Source organism: Paraburkholderia sp. J12 (genome assembly GCF_905220215.1).
Lineage (GTDB): Bacteria > Pseudomonadota > Gammaproteobacteria > Burkholderiales > Burkholderiaceae > Paraburkholderia.
Genome location: NZ_CAJMZC010000004.1, coordinates 9,872 through 28,621 on the forward strand (window position 1 = coordinate 9,872; position 18,750 = coordinate 28,621).

An 18,750-nucleotide genomic window follows, 5' to 3' on the forward strand; every position below is an offset into this window, starting at 1 on the left:
GGATAATGGCGATGTCGAATCGGCCGATTATTGAAATGTCCGTTGCCGGTGCGGCTTTGCGATTTGGGCCGGTGGCAATGGGTTTTGTGGCATCCGATCGGTTTAATATTTGATATATCGCAAGCGGACAGGTCGTATTACCCGCCTTCGTCGTATTCATCCGACAAGTTTACAATCCTTGACTTTATAAAATCCGGTTTGCTAAGAGAATCGGCGGCAGTAAATTCTGCTGACCGAAAAAATGAATAACCGGATGTATCGGCTGGTGTTCAGCCGTGTCAGGGGCATGCTCGTTGCCGTCGAGGAAACTGCCGCCGGCACGGGCAAGGCAGGCCAGGGAGAAACGTCTGCGGCCGGGGGTGCGAGGGGGGTAGGGCGTATCGCGACGCCGACCCTCCGGCTTGCGGCGTTTGCCGCCATGCTGCTGTTCGGGGCGATGCCGGTGCTGGCCGAGGCACAGGTGGTCGCCGGCGGTGCCCACGCGCCCTCCGTCATCCAGACGCCCAATGGCCTCCAGCAGGTGAACATCAACGCGCCGTCGGGCGCGGGCGTTTCGCAAAACACCTATTCCCAGTTCAACGTTCCGGGTTCTGGGGTTGTCCTGAACAATTCGCCGACGATGGTCAGCACGCAGCAGGCGGGCTACATCAACGGCAATCCGAACCTGGGCCCCGGCCAGTCGGCGAAGATCATCGTCAACCAGGTCAATAGTCCCACGGCAAGTTCGATCAACGGCTACATCGAGGTGGCCGGCCCGAGGGCCGAGGTGGTGGTGGCCAACCCCTCCGGGATCTCGGTCAATGGCGGCGGGTTCATCAATACATCGCGTGCGGTTCTGACGACCGGGACACCTAACTATAATCCGGACGGCAGCCTCGCGAACTTCAGTGTCAACGGCGGCGCCATCACGGTCCAGGGCGCGGGCTTCAATGCTGCGAATGTCGACGAGGTCGATCTCCTCGCGCGCGCCGTACAGATCAACGCGGCGCTGTACGCCAATAACCTCAACGTCGTCACCGGCGCAAACCAGGTGGACCACAACACGCTGGCCGCCACGCCGATCGCGGGCAACGGGCCGGCTCCCGGCTACTCGATCGATGTGAGCCAGCTGGGTGGCATGTACGCGGGCAAGATCGTCCTGGTGGGCACCGAGCAGGGCGTCGGCGTGTCGAACGCCGGGGTCGTCGAGGCTCAGGCGGGGGACCTGACGCTGACGAGTTCGGGCCAGCTCGTGCAGAGCGGCCGGATGACGGCGAGCGGCAACCTCGGCATCAACGCGGGCAGCGTGGCGAACAGCGGCACCGTCTACGCGAAGCAGAATACGTCGATCGGTACGTCGGGTGCGCTTACGAACAGCGGCACGCTTGCCGCACAGCAAAATACCAGCGTCACCGCAGCGAGCGTGGCTTCGACCGGCACGCTTGCCGCCGGGGTGAACAACAGCGGCTCGGTCGGTGCTGGCGGCGATCTGTCGGTCGGGGCATCCGGTCAGATCGAGGCGACGGGGGAAAACGTCGCGGGCGGCAACGCGACGCTTTCGGGCAGCGGAGTCAATCTCTCGGGCAGCGAGACCGCGGCTAACGGGAATCTGTCGCTGACGGCGACCGCGGGCAACCTGAATCTCGCGAGTGCGACGACGAGCGCGCACGGGACCCTCAACGCGCAGGCGGCGGGCGCGCTGGTCAACGACCGAGGCACAGTGTCCGGCGGCAACGCCGTCACCCTCACGGGCGCGAGCATTTCGAATCAGGGCGGTAGGATTTCCGCCCAGGGGCCGCTTGTGGCGCAAGCTTCGGGGCAGATCGCGAACCAGGGCGGCGAGGTGGTTTCGCAGGGCTCGATGCAGGTCAACGGCGGTGCCATCGCGAACAACCAGGGCACGCTGCAGAGCGCTGCCGGCATGACGGTGACGGGAGCGTCGCTGGACAATACGGCGGGCCGCATTACGTCGCTCAACGCCGATGGACTCACGGTGAGCACGAGCGGCCAGCTCACGAACGCCGCGGGAACCACCGCGGCCGGCGGGCAGGGCGGCGTGATTGGCGGCAACGGCGCCGTCGCGTTGCAGGGCGGGAGCATCGCCAACCATGGCACGGTCACGGCACAGACGAACCTGCAGGTGACGGGACAATCGGTCGACAACAGTGGCGGATCGCTGAAGGCGGCGGACACGGCAACGATCCATGCCGGCACGCAACTGACCAACAGCGGCGGGACGATTGCGGCGGGCCAGAATGCCACCGTGAGCGCCGCGACGCTCGACAACAGCGGCGGCACGACCCAGGCTGCCCAGCTGTCGCTCAACGCGACGAACCTCGTCAACCACGCGGGAACCATCACGCAGACAGGCAGCGGCCCGATGAACGTGGCGGTGTCGGGCACACTCGACAACTCGGCCGGCGGCACGCTGCAGTCCAATAGCACCAACCTGACGCTTTCCCCCGTTACGCTCGACAACGACGGCGGGACGATCACGCACGCCGGGACCGGCACCCTGACGCTGGCTCCGGGCAGCGGCGCAGGATCGCTGTCGAACGTTGGCGGCACGATTGTCAGCAACGGGCAGATCGTCGCCCACGCCGGCACGTTCGATAACGCGGCGGGTTCCGTGACCGGGCAGGCCGGCTTGACGGCCAGCGTGGCGGGTGCCGTGGACAATGCGAACGGCAAGCTGCTTTCGAATGCGGCCCTGAGCCTGGCCGGCGGTACGCTGAACAACGACGGCGGCCAGCTGGGCGCCGGCTCGAACGAGACCATCCAGACGGGATCGCTGACGAATAGCGGCGGATCGATCGTTGCCCCGAACCTCTCGGTGACGGCCGGCACCACACTCGACAACAGCGGGGGCAAGCTCGAAGCCAACCAGCTCGCGCTGAGCGCATCGAACCTGCTGAACCGCGGCGGCACGATCACGCAGTATGGCGCGGCGCCGATGAGCATCGATGTCGGCGGCATGCTCGACAATTCGGCGGGCGGCACGCTGCAGACGAACAGCACCGACCTGACTCTTGCGCCCGAGACGCTGGACAACGACGGCGGCACGATCACGCACGCCGGAACCGGCACCCTGACGCTGGCTCCGGGCAACGGCGCAGGATCGCTGTCGAATGCCGGCGGCACGATCATCACCGCCGGCCAGCTGGCGGCGCAGGCCGGCAGCCTGAACAACGCGAGCGGCGTGCTCGCGGCGAAGGGCAACCTCAACGCCGCCGTTTCCGGCGATATCGACAATACGCAGGGGGCGATCCGCTCCCTCGCGTCCCTGTCGCTGACGGCCGGTGGCGCACTGACCACGACGAACGGCCAGATCCAGTCGGGCACGGGTACCGTCGGGGGCAATGCCAGCGACACCAGCACGCTCGCCATCCAGGCCGCCTCCATCGACAACACGGGCGGCCTCGTCAGCAACCTCGGCACGGGCAGCGAAACCGTGCAGGGCGCAGGCCAGGTCGTCAACAGCGGCGGCGCGATCACGGGCAACGGCAGCGTGACCGTCAATACCGCTGCGCTCGCGAATACCCAGGGCGCCCAGCTGAGCGGCGCCGACGTTACGGTTCAGGCGGGCACGGTCGATAACACGGGCGGCAAGATCGGCAACCTCGCCGGGTCGAACGGCGACGTCACGATCACTGCGACGGGCGCCGTGACCAGCACGAACGGCGAGATCGGCGCAACGCACGACCTGAGCGTGAGTGCGGCAACGCTCACCGGCGGCGGCGCGTATAGCGCGGCCGACAACGTGACGGTAGCCGTGCAGGGCGATTTTGCGCCGACGCCCGCGTTGCAGTTCAGCGCCGGGAACAACCTGACCTTTACGCTGCCCGGCACGTTCACCAATACCGCCACCCTCGACGCCGCCAACAACCTCAGTGTGAACGCGGGCGACATCGCCAACAGCGGCACGATGATGGCGGGCGGCACGCTCGCCACGCACTCGAATACGCTGGAAAACACGGGCACGATGGTCGGCGGCAGTGTCTCGCTCAACGCCACGCAGACGCTGTCGAACGTGGGCCCGACCGCGCTGATCGGCGCGACCGACAGCAGCGGCACGCTGGAACTGCTCGCGCCCGACATCGAGAACCGCGACGACACCACGGCCACCGACACGCAGGCGACCACCGCGATCTACGGGCTTGGCGCCGTCGTGCTCGCGGGCGGCAAGGATGCGAACGGCAACTACACGAATGCGAACCTGATCGACAACCGGTCGGCGCTGATCCAGTCGGCGGGCAACATGACGCTCGACGCGAATCAGGTCACGAATACGCGCACAACGATGACCACGACCGGCCTGAACCAGCCGGTCGATCCGTCGCTGCTGACGCAGCTCGGCATCAGCCTGTCCGGGTGTACGGCCATCGACATGGCCGCCTGCGGCCCGGGCAATCCGTATGTCGGCTGGACCACGCCGGATAACCCGGCTTTCCTGACCATGATTGGCGGCGTGTACACCACGCCGCCCAGCGGGGGCCAGTGGAACAGCGGTTACCAGTACACGACCTATACGGGCGTGGCGCTGGCGAACCTGATCGCGTCGATCAGCCCGCAGGCGCAGATCATTGCGGGCGGCAACCTGGATGCGTCGAAAGTGGGCCTGTTCCAGAACGACTGGAGCGCGGTCGCGGCGGCGGGCAACATTGCCGCGCCCACGACGCTCGACCAGAACAGCTGGCAGGGGCAGACCGCGCCCGAAGTGCAGGTGACGTACTCCGGCTACTACCACTACACGAACTACGATCACAGCATTGGCGACTGGACGCTGCCGTTCGGCAATGCCACGTTCAGTGGCTCAAATCCGGGCGGCTACACGCAGGCGGCGCCGGCTGATATCCGCACCTACACGCTGCCCAGCTATGAATCGACCTTCGTGGCGGGCGGCACGCTCTCGGGTACGGGCGTCAACATCGAGAACACGGCGGGCAATGCGGGCATTCCATCGCTCGGTCTGGTGCCCGGCCAGTCGCTGGGCGGCGTGACGGTCGGCGGCCTGAACGGCAACGCGAGCGGTGCGAAGTCGGGTGCGGCTTCGGTCAACGGCAGCGCGGGACTGGTCAATCCGGTGATTGCGAGCGCAACGGCGGTCAACGTCCTCAGCAACCTGACGATTCCCCAGGGCGGCCTGTTCAAACCGGACACCGCACCGAATGCGTCGTACCTGATCGAGACGAACCCGGCCTTTACAAGCCAGACATCGTTCATTTCGAGCAACTACTATTTGCAGCAGCTCGGGCTGAATCCGCAGACGGTCGAAAAGCGCCTGGGCGATGGCCTGTACGAACAGCAGCTCGTGCAGAACCAGATTACGTCGTTGACCGGCAAAGCCGTGCTTGGGCCCTATACCGACACCCAGTCGATGTACGAGGCACTGATGGCCGCGGGCGCGTCGCTGGCGCAGTCGCTGGATCTGCCGCTCGGCATGAGCTTGTCGCCGGCCCAGGTGGCGGCGCTCACGACCAACGTCGTCATCATGCAGACGGAGGTGGTCGACGGGCAGTCGGTGCTGGTGCCGGTGGTCTATCTCGCGAAGGCCAGCCAGCAGGACATGAACGGACCGCTGATCGCGGCAAACAATGTCGACCTGCAGAACGCCCAGACCTTCAACAACAGCGGCACGGTGCAGGCGAGCAATACGCTGTCGATCCAGGGGCAGCAGATCGACAATGCGTTCGGCGCGCTGAAGAGCGGCGGACTGATGTCGCTGACGACGACGGGCAATGTCGACCTGACCTCGGCCACGGTGAACGCGGGCAGCCTCGCGCTGAACGCAGGCGGCGACCTGATTCTCAACACGGCGGTCAACACCGTCAATCAGGTCAGCGCGACGGGCGCAACCCGCACCACGACCACGCTCGGGCCCATCGCGAACCTGAACGTGGCCGGTAACGCCTCGATCGCGACGGGCGGCAACGTCGAGCAGAACGGGGCCAATCTCAATGTCGGCGGCAACCTGGGCCTGTCGGTGGGCGGTAACTACGACATCGGTTCCGTGCAGAGCGGCGAGCACAAGGTGGTCGAGCGCGCCAACGGCATTTCGAACACCAATATCAACCAGGCGAGCGGCAGCACGGTGAGTGTCGGCGGGGTGTCGGCAATCGGCGTGGGCGGCAACCTGACGGCGACGGGTGCGAATATCGACCTGGGTGGCGGGGGCGTGATCGCCGCGAAGGGCGACGTCACGCTGCAGGCAGCCACCACGACCTCGACTGTCGACAGCAGCAGCTCGGGCAGCGATCACCACGGCAGTTATTCGGAGTCGTCGCACACGTCCGACGATGTGCTGACTGCGACCACGCTGAACGCCGGGAACTCGCTGACCGTGGCATCGGGCAACGATATTAACATTATCGGCAGCACGGTCAATCTGGATAAAGGGACGGCGACGCTTGCGGCCACGAACGACGTCAATATCGGTGCGGCCACTGCGACTTCGGTCGATAACTCGCAGGAGCAGCATAGCCATAGCAATGTGGTGAGCGGCAAGGAGGTCAGGAGTTCGAGCGATACGACGACCACCGTGAGCCAGGGCAGCACGGTTTCCGCCGATACCGTGTCGATTTCGGGCGGCAACGACATCAACGTGGCGGGCAGCACGATTGTAGGGACGAACGATGTGTCCTTGAGCGCCGGGCACGATGTCAACATCACGACGACGCAGAACACCATGCAGTCGTCGGGCACGTATCAGGAGAAGGATTCGGGCCTGGGGACGAGCGGCCTGAGTGTCACGATCGGCAGCAGCAAGCTTGCGACGACCAGCAACGAATCGAGCGTCACGAACAACGCCAGCACGGTCGGGTCGCTCGACGGCAACCTGTCGATCCAGGCGGGCAACACGCTGCACGTGACGGGCAGCGATCTCGTTGCCGCCCAGAACGTGACGGGTACGGCGGCGAACGTCGTCATCGATTCGGCGACCGATACCAGTTATACGAGCCAGACCCAGCAGACCAGCAGTAGCGGTTTGACGATTGGTTTGTCGGGGAGTTTGGGGGATGCGATCAACGGTGCCTATGCGCAGTCCCAGGCGCTTGCAAGCGGCAACAGCAATGGCCGGGCGGAGGCGTTGCATGCGATTGCGGCGGGGGGCGATGCGGCGATGGCGGGATACGGCGCGTACCAGATGGCGACGGGCGCGGCAACGACTCCGTCAAGTGCGCCGAGCATCGGCGTACAGGTGAGCGTTGGGTCGAGCCACAGCCAGAGCCAGTCGTCCGAGGACCAGACGACCCAGCGCGGCTCGACTGTTCAGGCGGGTGGTACCGCAACTTTCGCGGCGACGGGCGACGGGACGGCGGGCAGCGGCAATCTGACGATTGCGGGCTCGACCGTGAGCGCGAACGATGTCGTGCTGGCTGCGAAGAATCAGGTCAATATCGTCAACACGACGAACACCGATGTTACGCAGAGTTCGAACAGTTCGAGCAGCGCGAGTGTCGGCGTTTCGCTGACCACAAACGGTTTCGGTGTGTCGGCCTCGATGCAGAACGCACACGGCGACGGCAACAGCAGCGCTGCGATCCAGAACGCCTCGAACGTGAACGGCACGAACAGCGTCACCGTGATTTCAGGCGGCGATACGAATATTATTGGCTCGCAGGTCAACGGCGGTCAGGTGAGTGCGAGCGTCGGCGGGGACCTGAATATTGCGAGCGTGCAGGATACGACAGTCAGTACTGCGCATCAGAGTAGTGCGGGCGGAGGTTTCAGCATCAGCGAGGCAGGCGGTAGCGCGAGTTTCAGCGCGCAGAACGGCCATGCTGACGGCACCTATGCGCAGGTCAATGAGCAGGCGGGTATCAATGCTGGCAATGGCGGCTTCGATGTGAGCGTCAAGGGCAATACGGGCCTGACGGGAGCGGTGGTTTCCAGCACGGCGGATGCGTCGAAGAACAGTTTGACAACGGGCACGCTGACCTACTCCGATGTCCAGAACCAGTCACACTACGACGCGACTAGCAACGGGATCAGTGCGGGTGTCGGCGTGGGAAATACCGGCAAGGCTATTGGCCCGGGCTCGGTGAGCGGTACGGGTGGCGTATCGCCGATGATTTCGCAGAACGAGAGCGGCGACCAGAGCTCGACGACGCGTAGTGCGGTCAGCGCAGGCACGATTACTATTACCAAGCCGGACGCGCAGACGCAGGACATGGCGAACCTGAGCCGCGACACGACGAACACCAACGGTACGGTGTCGAATACGCCGGACGTGGACAACCTGCTGTCGCAGCAGGCCGACACGATGCAGGCGGCGCAGGCAGCGGGCCAGGTTGTGGCGCAGGGCATCGGCGCATACGCGACCATGAAGCAGCAGCAAGCCGAAGCTGCAGGCGATACTGCGACGGCTGACGCATGGGATGAGGGTGGGACGGACCGCACCTTGCTGCATATCGCGGGCGGTGCGCTGGTAGCGGGGCTGGGTGGTGGGAGCATAGGCAATGCGGCAGCGGGCGCGGCGGGGGCGGGATTTGCGTCGGCGTTCGCCGGGAAGCTGAACGGATTGGCTGACCAGATCGGTGACGCAACGGGCTCGATGACGCTGGGTAACGTGGTGTCGAACGTGCTGGCGGGAACTGGCGGTGCGCTGGTTGGCGGCAGCGCCGGCGCGTTCACGGCGTCGAATGCCGATCTGTACAATCGCAGCACGGGCAACGGCGATGGCAAGGGCGGCACGGGCAGCGACTTCCTGGATCGTCTGGGCGATGCGCTCGTATCCACGGCGACAGACCCGCTCGGCGCGTTGAATCACGCGCTGAACAGCATCGTTCCTGCGCCGGGACAGCAGCCGGACGCCGACCCCAATCCTCTGGTACAGGCCAATGACAACGGCAAGCCGCCGGCTACGGGCGGGGCGGTCGTGACGCCACCTGCGGTGGTTTGTACGCCGAATGCTGGCTGTGTCATGACGCCTGCTGTGGCGGCGCCGGGAATGCCGGGGTATGCGCCCGGTAATGCGACGCTCAATAGCGGTGGGAACGATGACGGCAACGGACAGGCATCGAGTGGTGGCATGTCAGAGGGTGCTGCTAATGCTGTCAGCGGTCTAAATCTAAATAAATCGCTGGCGAGCCAGCAGCAACTCTCGGATCTGGCTGCAGGAAATGGCACCAATATCGCTGGCAATGGAACAAGTGTTCCTTTGCGTGACGCTTCCCGTTTGGTATCTGAGTATGGGGGCCAGCCAAGTGATTGGAGTAAGGTTAGTAGCTCAAGCTATACAGCTGCCGATGGAACGCAGTTTGAAATCCACGCCTATCGCAACACGGCGACTGGTCAGGTTGTGGAGCCAAAGTCAATTCCCCTGAAATAAGGGTTTCTGAAATGAGCGAAATAGAGATTCGGGCGCGTCACCATCTTGTGGCGGTGGCGCAAGACATGCTGGATGGCAAGTTGTTCTTCCTCGAAGGCGCGGCTCAGGTGCTTGCCATTCGGAGCCAGTTGAGTGAAATAGCAGATCGTGACCCAGACTTCGATGTATTCGTGGTCATTCGATCGGAGACAGATCATCTTCCACTCGAAGAGCAGAGGCCGCTATGGTCGCCAGAGGCGCTTGCTCGTCTTGAACCAGAGCTTACGAATGCAGAAGAATGGGCTGGATCATTTGCGCAGCAAGCGTGTAGGAACCTGATAGACCGATTTGGTAATCGGAAGACATGAAAAACCAAACAACAACAAACCCGGCGTGCCGGGTTTGTTGTTTGTAGAGTTGTTCAGTCCGGCGTGATGACGAGTCTGCCGTGCTGGACCTCGATTCTCACGCGCTGTCCGGGTGGGAAGCCGGCGTGCTCAAGCCACTTGCCGGCAATGCGAAGCCAGGGAAAGAACGTGGGTGTATGCCAGTCCCTGCCGGGTTTGGGCCGAAGGGGGCGATAACTGTGCGATGTTGCATGCTGCGGGCGGTGCAATAATTGGCGGGCTAGGCGGTGGGAGCGTACTTACGGCGATCGGTGGTGCGGCTGGCACGGGCTTTGCCTCGAAAATGGCGAACCAACTGGACAGTCTTTCGAAGAACGTAGCGTCGGGAACGGGCTCGGCCCTACTGGGCAACCTGGCCGCGAACGTAGCGGCAGGTGTGAGCGGTGCGTTGGTTGGCGGGACGACGGGAACTGCCACGGCATCCAATGTCGAGCTCTATAACCAGCAGGTACATTGGGGGCATGGAGATCGTCATGTTTCTGATCCTGCTGCGGCTCGCGCAGAGATTTTGGGAAATTTGCCGCCGCTAAACATTATTTGTAGGCTGTTTTGGGGGCAAACTCAGAATTATCTTTATAGAGCGTATTTGTTACCCAACGGCGACGTGAACATTGGCACGTACTTCTACAAGTAGGCGGATTTTATGTTAGAAAAAAATTTCAGACCTCTTGCCACAATAGAGAAAAATATTGTGATGAAGCTAATTTCGGTGGTGGATGATAGCGAGAATTTAACAAGGCAAGTCGAGTCTGCTTATGTGAAAAAAATTGACGAATACGGTTCCCTTGAGTTTTATGTTTCTGAGGCAGTCTCGTATGGCAACGTTAGCGGCCCGCTGGTAACTGGACAACAAGAAGACATCGACACTGCTGCGATTTCAGGGCCATATATTAATTTCATCCTAATTCTAAAAGCTGGCATGATATCCGAGCTTGATATTTACAAGGATGACGGAGAAAAGGCTGTGGCAACGTACGATCCGGAAAAATTCTTTCTTAGTCGAGGGTTTCCACCTAACAATCAGAAAGACGCGATGGACTAGCAATAAACCCGGCCGTAGCCGGGTTTATCGTTTGTGGTGGACTATCCGTGGTCAGGCGAAATGGTGAGGCGGCGAGTGCGGTAAGCCCTGGCGCACTACAATAATGTCGATCCAAAGAATTGATGGTGATAAAAATGCAGATGAAAGAATCGACTATCGTTGGTTGGCTGTCCGAATCTCAGGTTGCTGAAGATGTAGAGTTTCGGCTCTCCGGTGCATTGTCTGAGTGGCTGTTTGCGACACATTTCTGGCGTGATTTCAATTCGTCACACGGCACGATGTTCGACCAATTTGAAGAGGATGAAGTTGGTCAGAATGTTTTAAAAGAAATCGCCGCATCGATCAATGTAAGGATCGACCAGCTTCGAAGCGGTCACGAACAATCAATCGAGTTCGTTTATCGGCGCTTACGTGACGGTTCTCCGGTTACTGCTACGGTAACCAGGAGTGACGTGATTGAAGAATTGACCAAGCTACATGGATTTTTGCTCGATGTATCGAGAAAATGTACTGTCGTTTCCGTCAATCTATGAGTGCTTAGAGATTGCCGGAGCAGCGGGCGCTAGTCACTTCAACGTCGGCTACGCTGGATCTCGGAACTCGCACGCTCAACAACCTGAGCATGTCGATCAATCTGGCCAATACCAACTATACGTTGACAAATACGCAGGCTCCGCTGAACGGTGTTTCGACCACTGGACAACTGACGATTCAGTCGGTTGTCGTCGGACATGACGCGACGCAGCCTCTTGTGGCGCTCGGCTATTCGGCAACGCTATCGAACGCGCTGGCCATTGGCGGTGTCGTGGTGCTGTCGTGCAAATAGGCACGTAGCGTAGACATAGGCGAGACCGCCGGCAGGGCCGCTTCCATAATGCTTGCGCTTCGTATGAGCAGAGTATTGGTCGGTGATTTGTTACGGCGTTTCTGGCTATTGAATAATATTCAAAACATAAAATATGAGATATAGAACCGGAAACGCCATATTAAATTTAAATAATTCAATATCAATTGTTTGGCGCAAAGCAATAGGAGGAACCATATTCTCCGCATTTGTCGCATTCCCCCGACAACTTCACAATCCTTGACTTTCCCAAACCTGTTTTGCCAAGAAAATCGTCGGCAGTAAATTCTGCTGACCGAAAAAGATGAATAACGGACAAGGCCTGTTTGTAGCGCAGGGCTCCGGGGAAAACGCGAACCAGGGTGGCGAAGCGGTCTCGCAGGTTGCAATGCCAACACCGACGGCGCTCACTAAACGGTCTTCACCTCCAACCAGGGACGGTGCGTGCGATGGGTACGCACAAACCGGCAATACGCTTTCGCACTCAAAAGATTTGCACTTGCCGAAACAGCAAGTGCATCGTGATCTGGCGCCGTACAGACCCAAGCGCCTCACAAAACAGTCCGCATTGGAAAACAAAAAGAGATTTGCCGCATTACCTCTCGCCGTTCTTGCCCCGCTCGTCGTCCACGCGCAGGCCTCGCCCGACATTGCCGCAGCCGCCCGCACAAACGCCGAGCAGCAACAGCAGGTTCAACAGCAACGCGACGCGCAGCAGCGTGCGGCCACCATTGCCGCACCGGTTGTCCGCTCGAGCGTTCCCCAAGTCTCTGGCTGGCCGGTGTTGCCCGCCGAGCAACCGTGTTTCCCGATCCACTCGTTTGCGCTCGACGTCCCGGCCACGTTGCCCGACGTAGCTCGCAAACAAGGCGCATCGGCATTGCCGCAGGATCGCTTTGCGTTCGCGCGGGAATGGCTCGATCACTATCAGGGCGAATGTATCGGCAAGCAGGGGCTCGATATCATCGTCAAGGGCTTGCAGCAGGAAATCCTGAGCCGGGGCTACATCACCACACGCGTGTTATTGCCGCAGCAGGACCTCTCGTCGGGCACGCTGAAGCTGGCGCTGGTCCCGGGCGTGATCCGCCAGTTGAAGTTCGCCGATCCGTCGACACGCGGCACCTGGAAAACAGCGTTTCCCGCCCGCGACGGCGACGTGCTCAACCTGCGGGATCTCGAACAGGGCCTCGACCAGATGAAGCGCGTCAGCAATCAGGATGCCGAAATGAAGGTGGTGCCAGCCGATGTCCCCGGCGAGAGCGACGTCGTGATCACCGTGAAGCGCACGAAGCCGTGGAGTCTCGTCGCTTCGATCGACAACGCCGGCACGCGCGCCACCGGCAAGCTGCAGGGCAATCTGAGCCTCGGCCTCAACAACGCGCTCGGCCTGAATGACATTCTCACCCTCGGCGCGAACCAGGACCTGGAATTCGGCGACAAGGATCTCGGCTCGCACGGCTTCAACGGTTCCTGGTCCGTGCCGTGGGGGTATTGGACAGCAACGCTCTATGGCAATACCAATACGTATTACCAGCAGATCGCCGGCGTGAACCAGACCTTCGTGTCGAGCGGTAATCAGCAGACGGCCGGCATCAAGCTGCAGCGGGTGCTCCGGCGCAGCCAGGACGACATATTCGGGATGGAGTTCCAGCTGTCCAAACGCTGGGGAGCCAGCTTCATTGACGACACGACCATTCCCACGCAGAACTACAACAACACCTTCATCGAGGGCGGCTTCACGGATCGCCATTATTTCGGCACTGCGCAGTTCGACGGTACGCTGGCTTACCGCCAGGGCATCGGCGGTCTGGGTGCGACACCGGATCCGTATAGCACCGGTCCGACCTATCGATTCCACATGGGGGTTCTGGACGCCAACCTGTCCGTGCCTTTTGCGATCGGCACGCAGCCCCTGCAATACGTGACGACGCTGCATGGCCAGTACACCGGCGACACGTTGTTCTACATCGACGACCTCGCTATCGGAGGCCGCTACACGGTACGTGGTTTCGATGGCGAAAAGATGCTTGCTGCCGAGCGCGGGTTCTACTGGCGCAATGAACTGCAATTACCGGTCGGGCATACAGGGCAGACGCTTTATGCCGGGGTCGATTACGGCCACGTGTTTGGGCCGAACACGGCCGCCCTCGCGGGCACGCAACTGGCCGGCGCCGTGATCGGGGTTCGTGGCGGCATTCCTGCGCGCATCGCGGGCCTGTCGTATGACCTGTTTGCCGGCACGCCCATCTACAAACCGGCTGGACTCGATACGTCGCGCGTGACGCTGGGTTTCCAGGTGATGGCGCAATTCTGAGTAGTCTGGTTTGACGAACGTATCCGTGCTTGAAAACAAGAAACGACATATTGGCTCGGCTTTTCGTCTTATCGGAGCCTCATCACGATCTGTAGCGGTCATAGCAAGGCTCAGTTGTATCTGCCAATGCGAATTCAAGTGCTTTATCGTTGCGCTACGCGAGGCACAACGAGGTGGCGGCAATGCAGCTTTCGGGCTTTCCCTTCGGCATAACCGATTGGGACACGATAGAAGAAACGGAGCACCGCGGCGAACAAGGTGTGGCGCGCTGGAAGACGCGCTGCTTCGGCTCGGTCCGCGTCCGGCAGGTGATCTACTCCGCCGGCTATCTGGCGGACCACTGGTGCGTGAAGGGGCACATCCTGCTATGCCTCGAAGGCGAACTGCGCACGGAGCTTCAGGACGGACGCGAGTTCGTCCTGAAGCCCGGCATGAGCTACCAGGTTGCCGACGACGCCGAACCGCATCGCTCGTCCACGCGGACGGGCGCGACGCTCTTCATCGTCGACTAGCGGCACGCTCACGCCCGCTCACTGCCCCGCCGCATTCTTCACGGCACATTGCGCATCGATCTTCTCGCCGTCGCCGAACTTGAACGTGACGGGAATCGTCGAGCCGATGGTGAGCGGTTTCTTCGCCTTTTCGAACATGACGTGATAGCCGCCTGGCGCGAAGGCGAGCGTGCCGTTCGCCGGCACCGTCGCCTTGTCGACCATCACCATCTTCGAGGTGCTGCCGCTGCTCTGCGTTTGATGCAGCATGGCCATGCCGAAGGCTTCCGTGTCGATGCTATCGAGATCGATGGACTTGTTGCTGGCGTTCGCGAGCTTGAAGTAGCCGCCCGAGGGGGTGTCGCCCGGCATCGAGCGGATCCAGCAGTCGGACACCGTGATCGCGCCCGACGAGGCAGCGAAGGCGGACAGCGAGGCGAGGGCGAACGGCGCGGCAACGGCCAGGTGGCGGAAGGTACGGCGCATGAGGTGATCTCCTGGGTTCAGGGTAATGAATGTCGCCTGCGGCGGCGGTCCATACGAGGCCGCGCCGCGAAGTGCGAATACATGACGGTTGCGTATCCGGCGTGTTTCCGGATGCGTGGATCGAGAGGGGCTTGGAGCCGAAAGACCGGTTTGCGCTCAGACCGGCGGGGCCCGCGGGCGCCCCGACGCGAAGGCGCCGAACGGCACGAACCGGGAGAGGAGCGGCGCGACGGCGCTGGGTGCCGTCACGGCGAAGAACAGGAACGGGACCGCCGGCGCGGGCGGCATGACCGCATGATTGATCAGCAGGTCGCAATATCCGCACGCCTGGTCGAGGCCGGCCGCGTCATGCTTGTAATGCCGGTTTTGCAGAAGCGCGCTTGCCGGCTGCTGGATTGCCGAGCACAGCACATCTTCGGCAGGGTTGTCGCGATGCGCCGCTGCGACCGATTGACTCACGAGCGGCGCGAGCACGATCAGCCACATGGCGACGAGGCCAAGCCATGCGGTGAAGTGCTTGCGGGTGTGAGCGGACATGATCGGAGCGGTAACTTGCGCCGTCAGTCTATCACTCGTTGCGGGAAGCGTCGCCGTTCGGCGGCGGGACCTCCGGCCGCGCCGCCATCGGCACGCTCAGAACGTATAGCTGACCTTACCGAACGCCGTCCGCCCGAGGCTGTTATATCCGTACGCCGTCATGTATTGCCGGTTGAACAGGTTCGAAAGCGTCGCCGAAAGCGTGACATGCGGATTGACCTTGTACGCAGCCCGCAGATTCACCGTCGTCCACGAAGGCAGATAGATGGTGTTGAACTGGTCGTCGAAGGTCGAGCCGTTGTAAAGCACCGAAATACCCGTGCTCAGCGCGTGCAGGTGGAATTCGTCCCACGTGTGATCGACACTCAGATTGACGGTCTGACGCGGGCGGCGGTTGAGCCACGTATCGTCGGTTACGTCCTTCGGGTTGATGAGGCCGATTGTCAGGCTGACCGGCGTGGACTGCCCGATCGTGCCTTTATACGAGAGGTCGATCCCCTGGATATGCGCTTCGCCCACGTTCACGGGCAGGAAGGTCTGCGAATCGTAGGTGATCAGATCGTGAACGCGCGTGTCGTAGATCGCCGCGGAGAACGTGCCGTACGAGGTCGTCGCATCGAACGCTGCTTCGATGGAGTCGCTGCGCTCCGGCTGCAGATTCGGGTTCGAGTAGCCGGGATAGTAGAGGTCGTTGAACGTCGGCAGCCGGAATGCGTTGCCGTAAGACACGCGTGCCGTGTAGATCGGCGTGATCGCCCATGCGAGCGCGGCATTGCCTGTGTTGACCGACTGCCCCTGCACGATTTCGTGGCGCCCGGCGAGGAACAGCGTCCAGGGTCCGAGCGTAGCCGATTGATGCATCGACACGGCCGAGTCGTTGCGCGTGGGCACGCCGCTCGGGATGTCGACGGGCAGGAAGGCCTGCTCGCGCGTGAAGTCGTAGGCGAGCTTCGTTTCGCCGTTGAGCGGCATGCCGAACAGCGTGTGCCCTGTCTCCTGATGCGTGAGCGAGGTGGACGTGCTAAAGCGCGTCGAGTCGATTTCGTCGGTGGGAATCGTCGGGTCGTTTGCGTAGAGGAACTGACGATCGTTCGCGTAGCCCACCGACTGGTCGAACTGCGTGGTCGGCGTGATGTCCAGGTGAAACGCAATGCCCGTGGTCAGCTGATGGTCGAGCTGCCGGTCGGCGCCGCCCAGATTGTCGTACGAGAGATCGGCGCGGTGGTACAGCACGAAGGTCGAAATCGACCAGTTGTCGCGCGCGTAGCCGAGGCGTCCGTCCACGTCCTGCGCGTGGTACGGGTTGCGGCCGTCTTCGTGGCCGTAGGCCCACGGCTGGGTCGCGTCGATGCCGGCCGTGTTGTAGTCGTGCAGCCCGAGCGAATAGGTCAGGCCGCCCAGCGCGGCGAGCGGCCCGGTGGAGGGCACCGTGCCCGAGGTGCGCAACTGCGTGTCGAAGGTCTTGTTCGAGCCGCCGCCGAACGATGCCGTGGTCTGGTTCGGCAGGTTGGACGCGTGGCGCGTGAAGAGCTGCACGACGCCGCCCACCGCATCCGCGCCGAACGAGGCCGCAGCCGGTCCCGAGATCACTTCCACGCGGTCGAAGGCTTCGGTGGGCAGGTCGGCCCATTCGGCTTCGCCGGTCGTCGCCGAGCCCACGCGAATGCCGTCGATGAAAACCGCTACCTGGTTGCTCGCCGAGCCGCGAATGCTGACCGAGGCCGAGGTGCCCGGCCCGCCGTTCTGCGAAATGGTGACGCCGGGCAGGGTGGCGAGCGCCTGGGTGATGCTGGGGTCGGCGGGAGAGAGGCGATCGAGATCGGCGCGCGTGAGGACCTGGGTGGTCGCGTAACGCTGGTCGAACGATTGCGGCAGGTGCTGCGTGTCGCCCACCACGAGGATGTTGGGCAGCGCGTTGTCCGGCTGAGCCTGGGACTGCGTTTCCGGTTGAGCCGGGTCTTGCTGGGCGAGCGCGCTGTCGTCGGCGGCTTGTGCGCCATGCCATGCGCAGGCCGTCATGGCCGACGCGACGAGGATAGGTTTGAGTTTCATAGGCGGGGCTGAGGTCGGGGCTGTCCCTGCAACGAGCGGCCGCTTCAGGAAGCGGCGCTGGCGCATCGGGACACCCCGCCCGTTGCGGCTGCATGGACCTCGGTCGATGGCAGGTCTCCTGGCTCGCGGGTTGTCGCCCGTGCCTGCCTTCCCGGATTGACCAGTGGCTTCGTTAGGCACGGACTCGCCGCTCACAGTTGCGGGGGCAGCCGCAGACTCGAGGCGCGTTCGCCTCTTTCACTGCGTTCCCTTTTGATCCCGTTGCCGGGAACCATCAGCGCGAGAGCGTAATGGGCCATGCTCGGCCACGTCAATTGTCCCGTGGCGTTTGATGCAAAAAAGGCACGAAAGAGGGCTTCCGGAGCGGCGCGCGGCCGTCTGTAATGGCGGCGAAAGCCGGCCGATGTTTCGTCTGAGCGATGCCGGACATAACCAGCACGCAGCGTACTTTCGGCGAGCCTTTGCTAGCATGGCCCTCCCTGAAATTCACGTTACGGCCCGAACCGGCCATGGACGCGTCCTGCGCGTCACGCGCCGGCGCAATGCAAAGTTCCTCCATGTCTTTCGTCGTTGCCGGTTCCCTTCGTCTTGCGCAGCCCGCAAAAGCCGGGTTGCAGGCCGGCCTGCGCGCAGGGCGTCGGGCTGTCTCGACACGCGGGCAGCAGGTCGCGGGCCGTCACGGCGGTGCAGGGCGAACCATGAAGCAGGGCGGCTCGCTCTTCAGGCAGTTCACGTGGCTCGCGCTGTTCGGCCTCGTATTCGGTTGCTTCGCGCCGGCCATTTCGGGGCTGCTCGCCTCGGCCGAAGCGGCGCCTTCCGCGGTGATCTGCGGCGCGGGCGGCACGGCCGGCTCGCGCCTTGCCGCGGCGCAGCCGGAAACGAAGCGTTCGCCGATCCCGGCTCCGGCCGATGGCGTGCGCTGCGGCTATTGCCTGCTCGCGCATCACGGGCCCGCACTGCCTTCGATCGCCGCGGCATGGGTCGTTCCCGATGCGGCCGGTGTGTCGGCGTCCGGGGCCGGTTTCGAGCGCGGCTTCATCCAGCCGGTGCACCGGTATGCCCACGGCAGCCGCGCGCCGCCGTTCTCGTTGTCCGCCATCGCCTGAGCGGCGCAACGCAGCGCATGTGTTTCCGTCACAGGCGTTCTGCCGCAGTCATCCGCCAGTCCGGCCGTCCCTTGGGGGATGGCGGGCGCGCGTTCGTTCGTGCCGCGAGGCGCGCGGGCCGCGCTCGTCCGGGCTCGATCCGTAGAAAGTAAAAGAAGGGGGAGACGTATGGACATGCTCGG

12 protein-coding genes and 1 riboswitch are annotated in these 18,750 nt (G+C 62.6%); of the genes, 8 read left to right on the plus strand and 4 right to left on the minus strand.

Annotated elements, in window-relative coordinates; all coding sequences use genetic code 11:
• Positions 1 to 241: 241 nt before the first annotated feature.
• Both U5760_RS11150 and U5760_RS11155 read left to right on the plus strand, forming a co-directional pair.
• The gene (locus U5760_RS11150; RefSeq protein ID WP_322011754.1) at positions 242 to 9,310 is read left to right on the plus strand and encodes a hemagglutinin repeat-containing protein; all 9,069 of its coding nucleotides are present in this window, start codon (positions 242 to 244) and stop codon (positions 9,308 to 9,310) included.
• Between the two features lie 11 nt (positions 9,311 to 9,321).
• A complete protein-coding gene (locus tag U5760_RS11155) occupies positions 9,322 to 9,657 on the plus strand; it encodes a DUF2489 domain-containing protein (protein ID WP_322011756.1) in 336 nt (111 codons plus the stop codon).
• A 53-nt stretch (positions 9,658 to 9,710) separates the two neighbouring features.
• On the opposite strand, the gene U5760_RS11160 is transcribed toward U5760_RS11155, so the two are convergent.
• Entirely contained in the window at positions 9,711 to 9,905 is a 195-nt protein-coding gene (locus tag U5760_RS11160; RefSeq protein WP_322011758.1) for a SymE family type I addiction module toxin, read from the minus strand.
• 434 nt (positions 9,906 to 10,339) lie between these two features.
• Between U5760_RS11160 and U5760_RS11165 the strand changes: the two genes are divergently transcribed.
• From U5760_RS11165 to U5760_RS11185, 5 genes are all read left to right on the plus strand, one after another.
• Positions 10,340 to 10,738, plus strand: a complete 399-nt coding sequence (locus U5760_RS11165; RefSeq protein WP_322011760.1) for a DUF6984 family protein — start codon at positions 10,340 to 10,342, stop codon at positions 10,736 to 10,738.
• 134 nt (positions 10,739 to 10,872) lie between these two features.
• Positions 10,873 to 11,271: a hypothetical protein gene (locus U5760_RS11170; protein WP_322011762.1), complete on the plus strand. Its 399-nt coding sequence runs from the start codon at positions 10,873 to 10,875 to the stop codon at positions 11,269 to 11,271.
• An 89-nt stretch (positions 11,272 to 11,360) separates the two neighbouring features.
• Positions 11,361 to 11,564, plus strand: a complete 204-nt coding sequence (locus tag U5760_RS11175) for a hypothetical protein (protein WP_322011764.1) — start codon at positions 11,361 to 11,363, stop codon at positions 11,562 to 11,564.
• A gap of 586 nt (positions 11,565 to 12,150) precedes the next feature.
• A complete protein-coding gene (locus U5760_RS11180; RefSeq protein WP_322012243.1) occupies positions 12,151 to 13,896 on the plus strand; it encodes a ShlB/FhaC/HecB family hemolysin secretion/activation protein in 1,746 nt (581 codons plus the stop codon).
• Between the two features lie 182 nt (positions 13,897 to 14,078).
• Entirely contained in the window at positions 14,079 to 14,408 is a 330-nt protein-coding gene (locus U5760_RS11185) for a DHCW motif cupin fold protein (protein WP_322011766.1), read from the plus strand.
• Between the two features lie 18 nt (positions 14,409 to 14,426).
• Here U5760_RS11185 and U5760_RS11190 read toward each other — a convergent pair whose 3' ends face one another.
• The 3 genes from U5760_RS11190 to U5760_RS11200 all read right to left on the minus strand — a co-directional run bounded on the left by U5760_RS11190 (position 14,427) and on the right by U5760_RS11200 (position 17,462).
• Complete coding sequence (locus tag U5760_RS11190; protein ID WP_322011767.1) at positions 14,427 to 14,873, minus strand: copper chaperone PCu(A)C; 447 nt, start codon at positions 14,871 to 14,873, stop codon at positions 14,427 to 14,429.
• 156 nt (positions 14,874 to 15,029) lie between these two features.
• Positions 15,030 to 15,410, minus strand: coding sequence for a DUF2946 domain-containing protein (locus U5760_RS11195; RefSeq protein ID WP_322011769.1), 381 nt, complete (start codon positions 15,408 to 15,410; stop codon positions 15,030 to 15,032).
• A gap of 96 nt (positions 15,411 to 15,506) precedes the next feature.
• The gene (locus tag U5760_RS11200; protein ID WP_322011770.1) at positions 15,507 to 17,462 is read right to left on the minus strand and encodes a TonB-dependent receptor domain-containing protein; all 1,956 of its coding nucleotides are present in this window, start codon (positions 17,460 to 17,462) and stop codon (positions 15,507 to 15,509) included.
• Between the two features lie 90 nt (positions 17,463 to 17,552).
• Positions 17,553 to 17,753, minus strand: a riboswitch (cobalamin riboswitch).
• A 266-nt stretch (positions 17,754 to 18,019) separates the two neighbouring features.
• Between U5760_RS11200 and U5760_RS11205 the strand changes: the two genes are divergently transcribed.
• The gene (locus U5760_RS11205; protein ID WP_322011771.1) at positions 18,020 to 18,568 is read left to right on the plus strand and encodes a DUF2946 domain-containing protein; all 549 of its coding nucleotides are present in this window, start codon (positions 18,020 to 18,022) and stop codon (positions 18,566 to 18,568) included.
• Positions 18,569 to 18,750 lie beyond the last annotated feature (182 nt).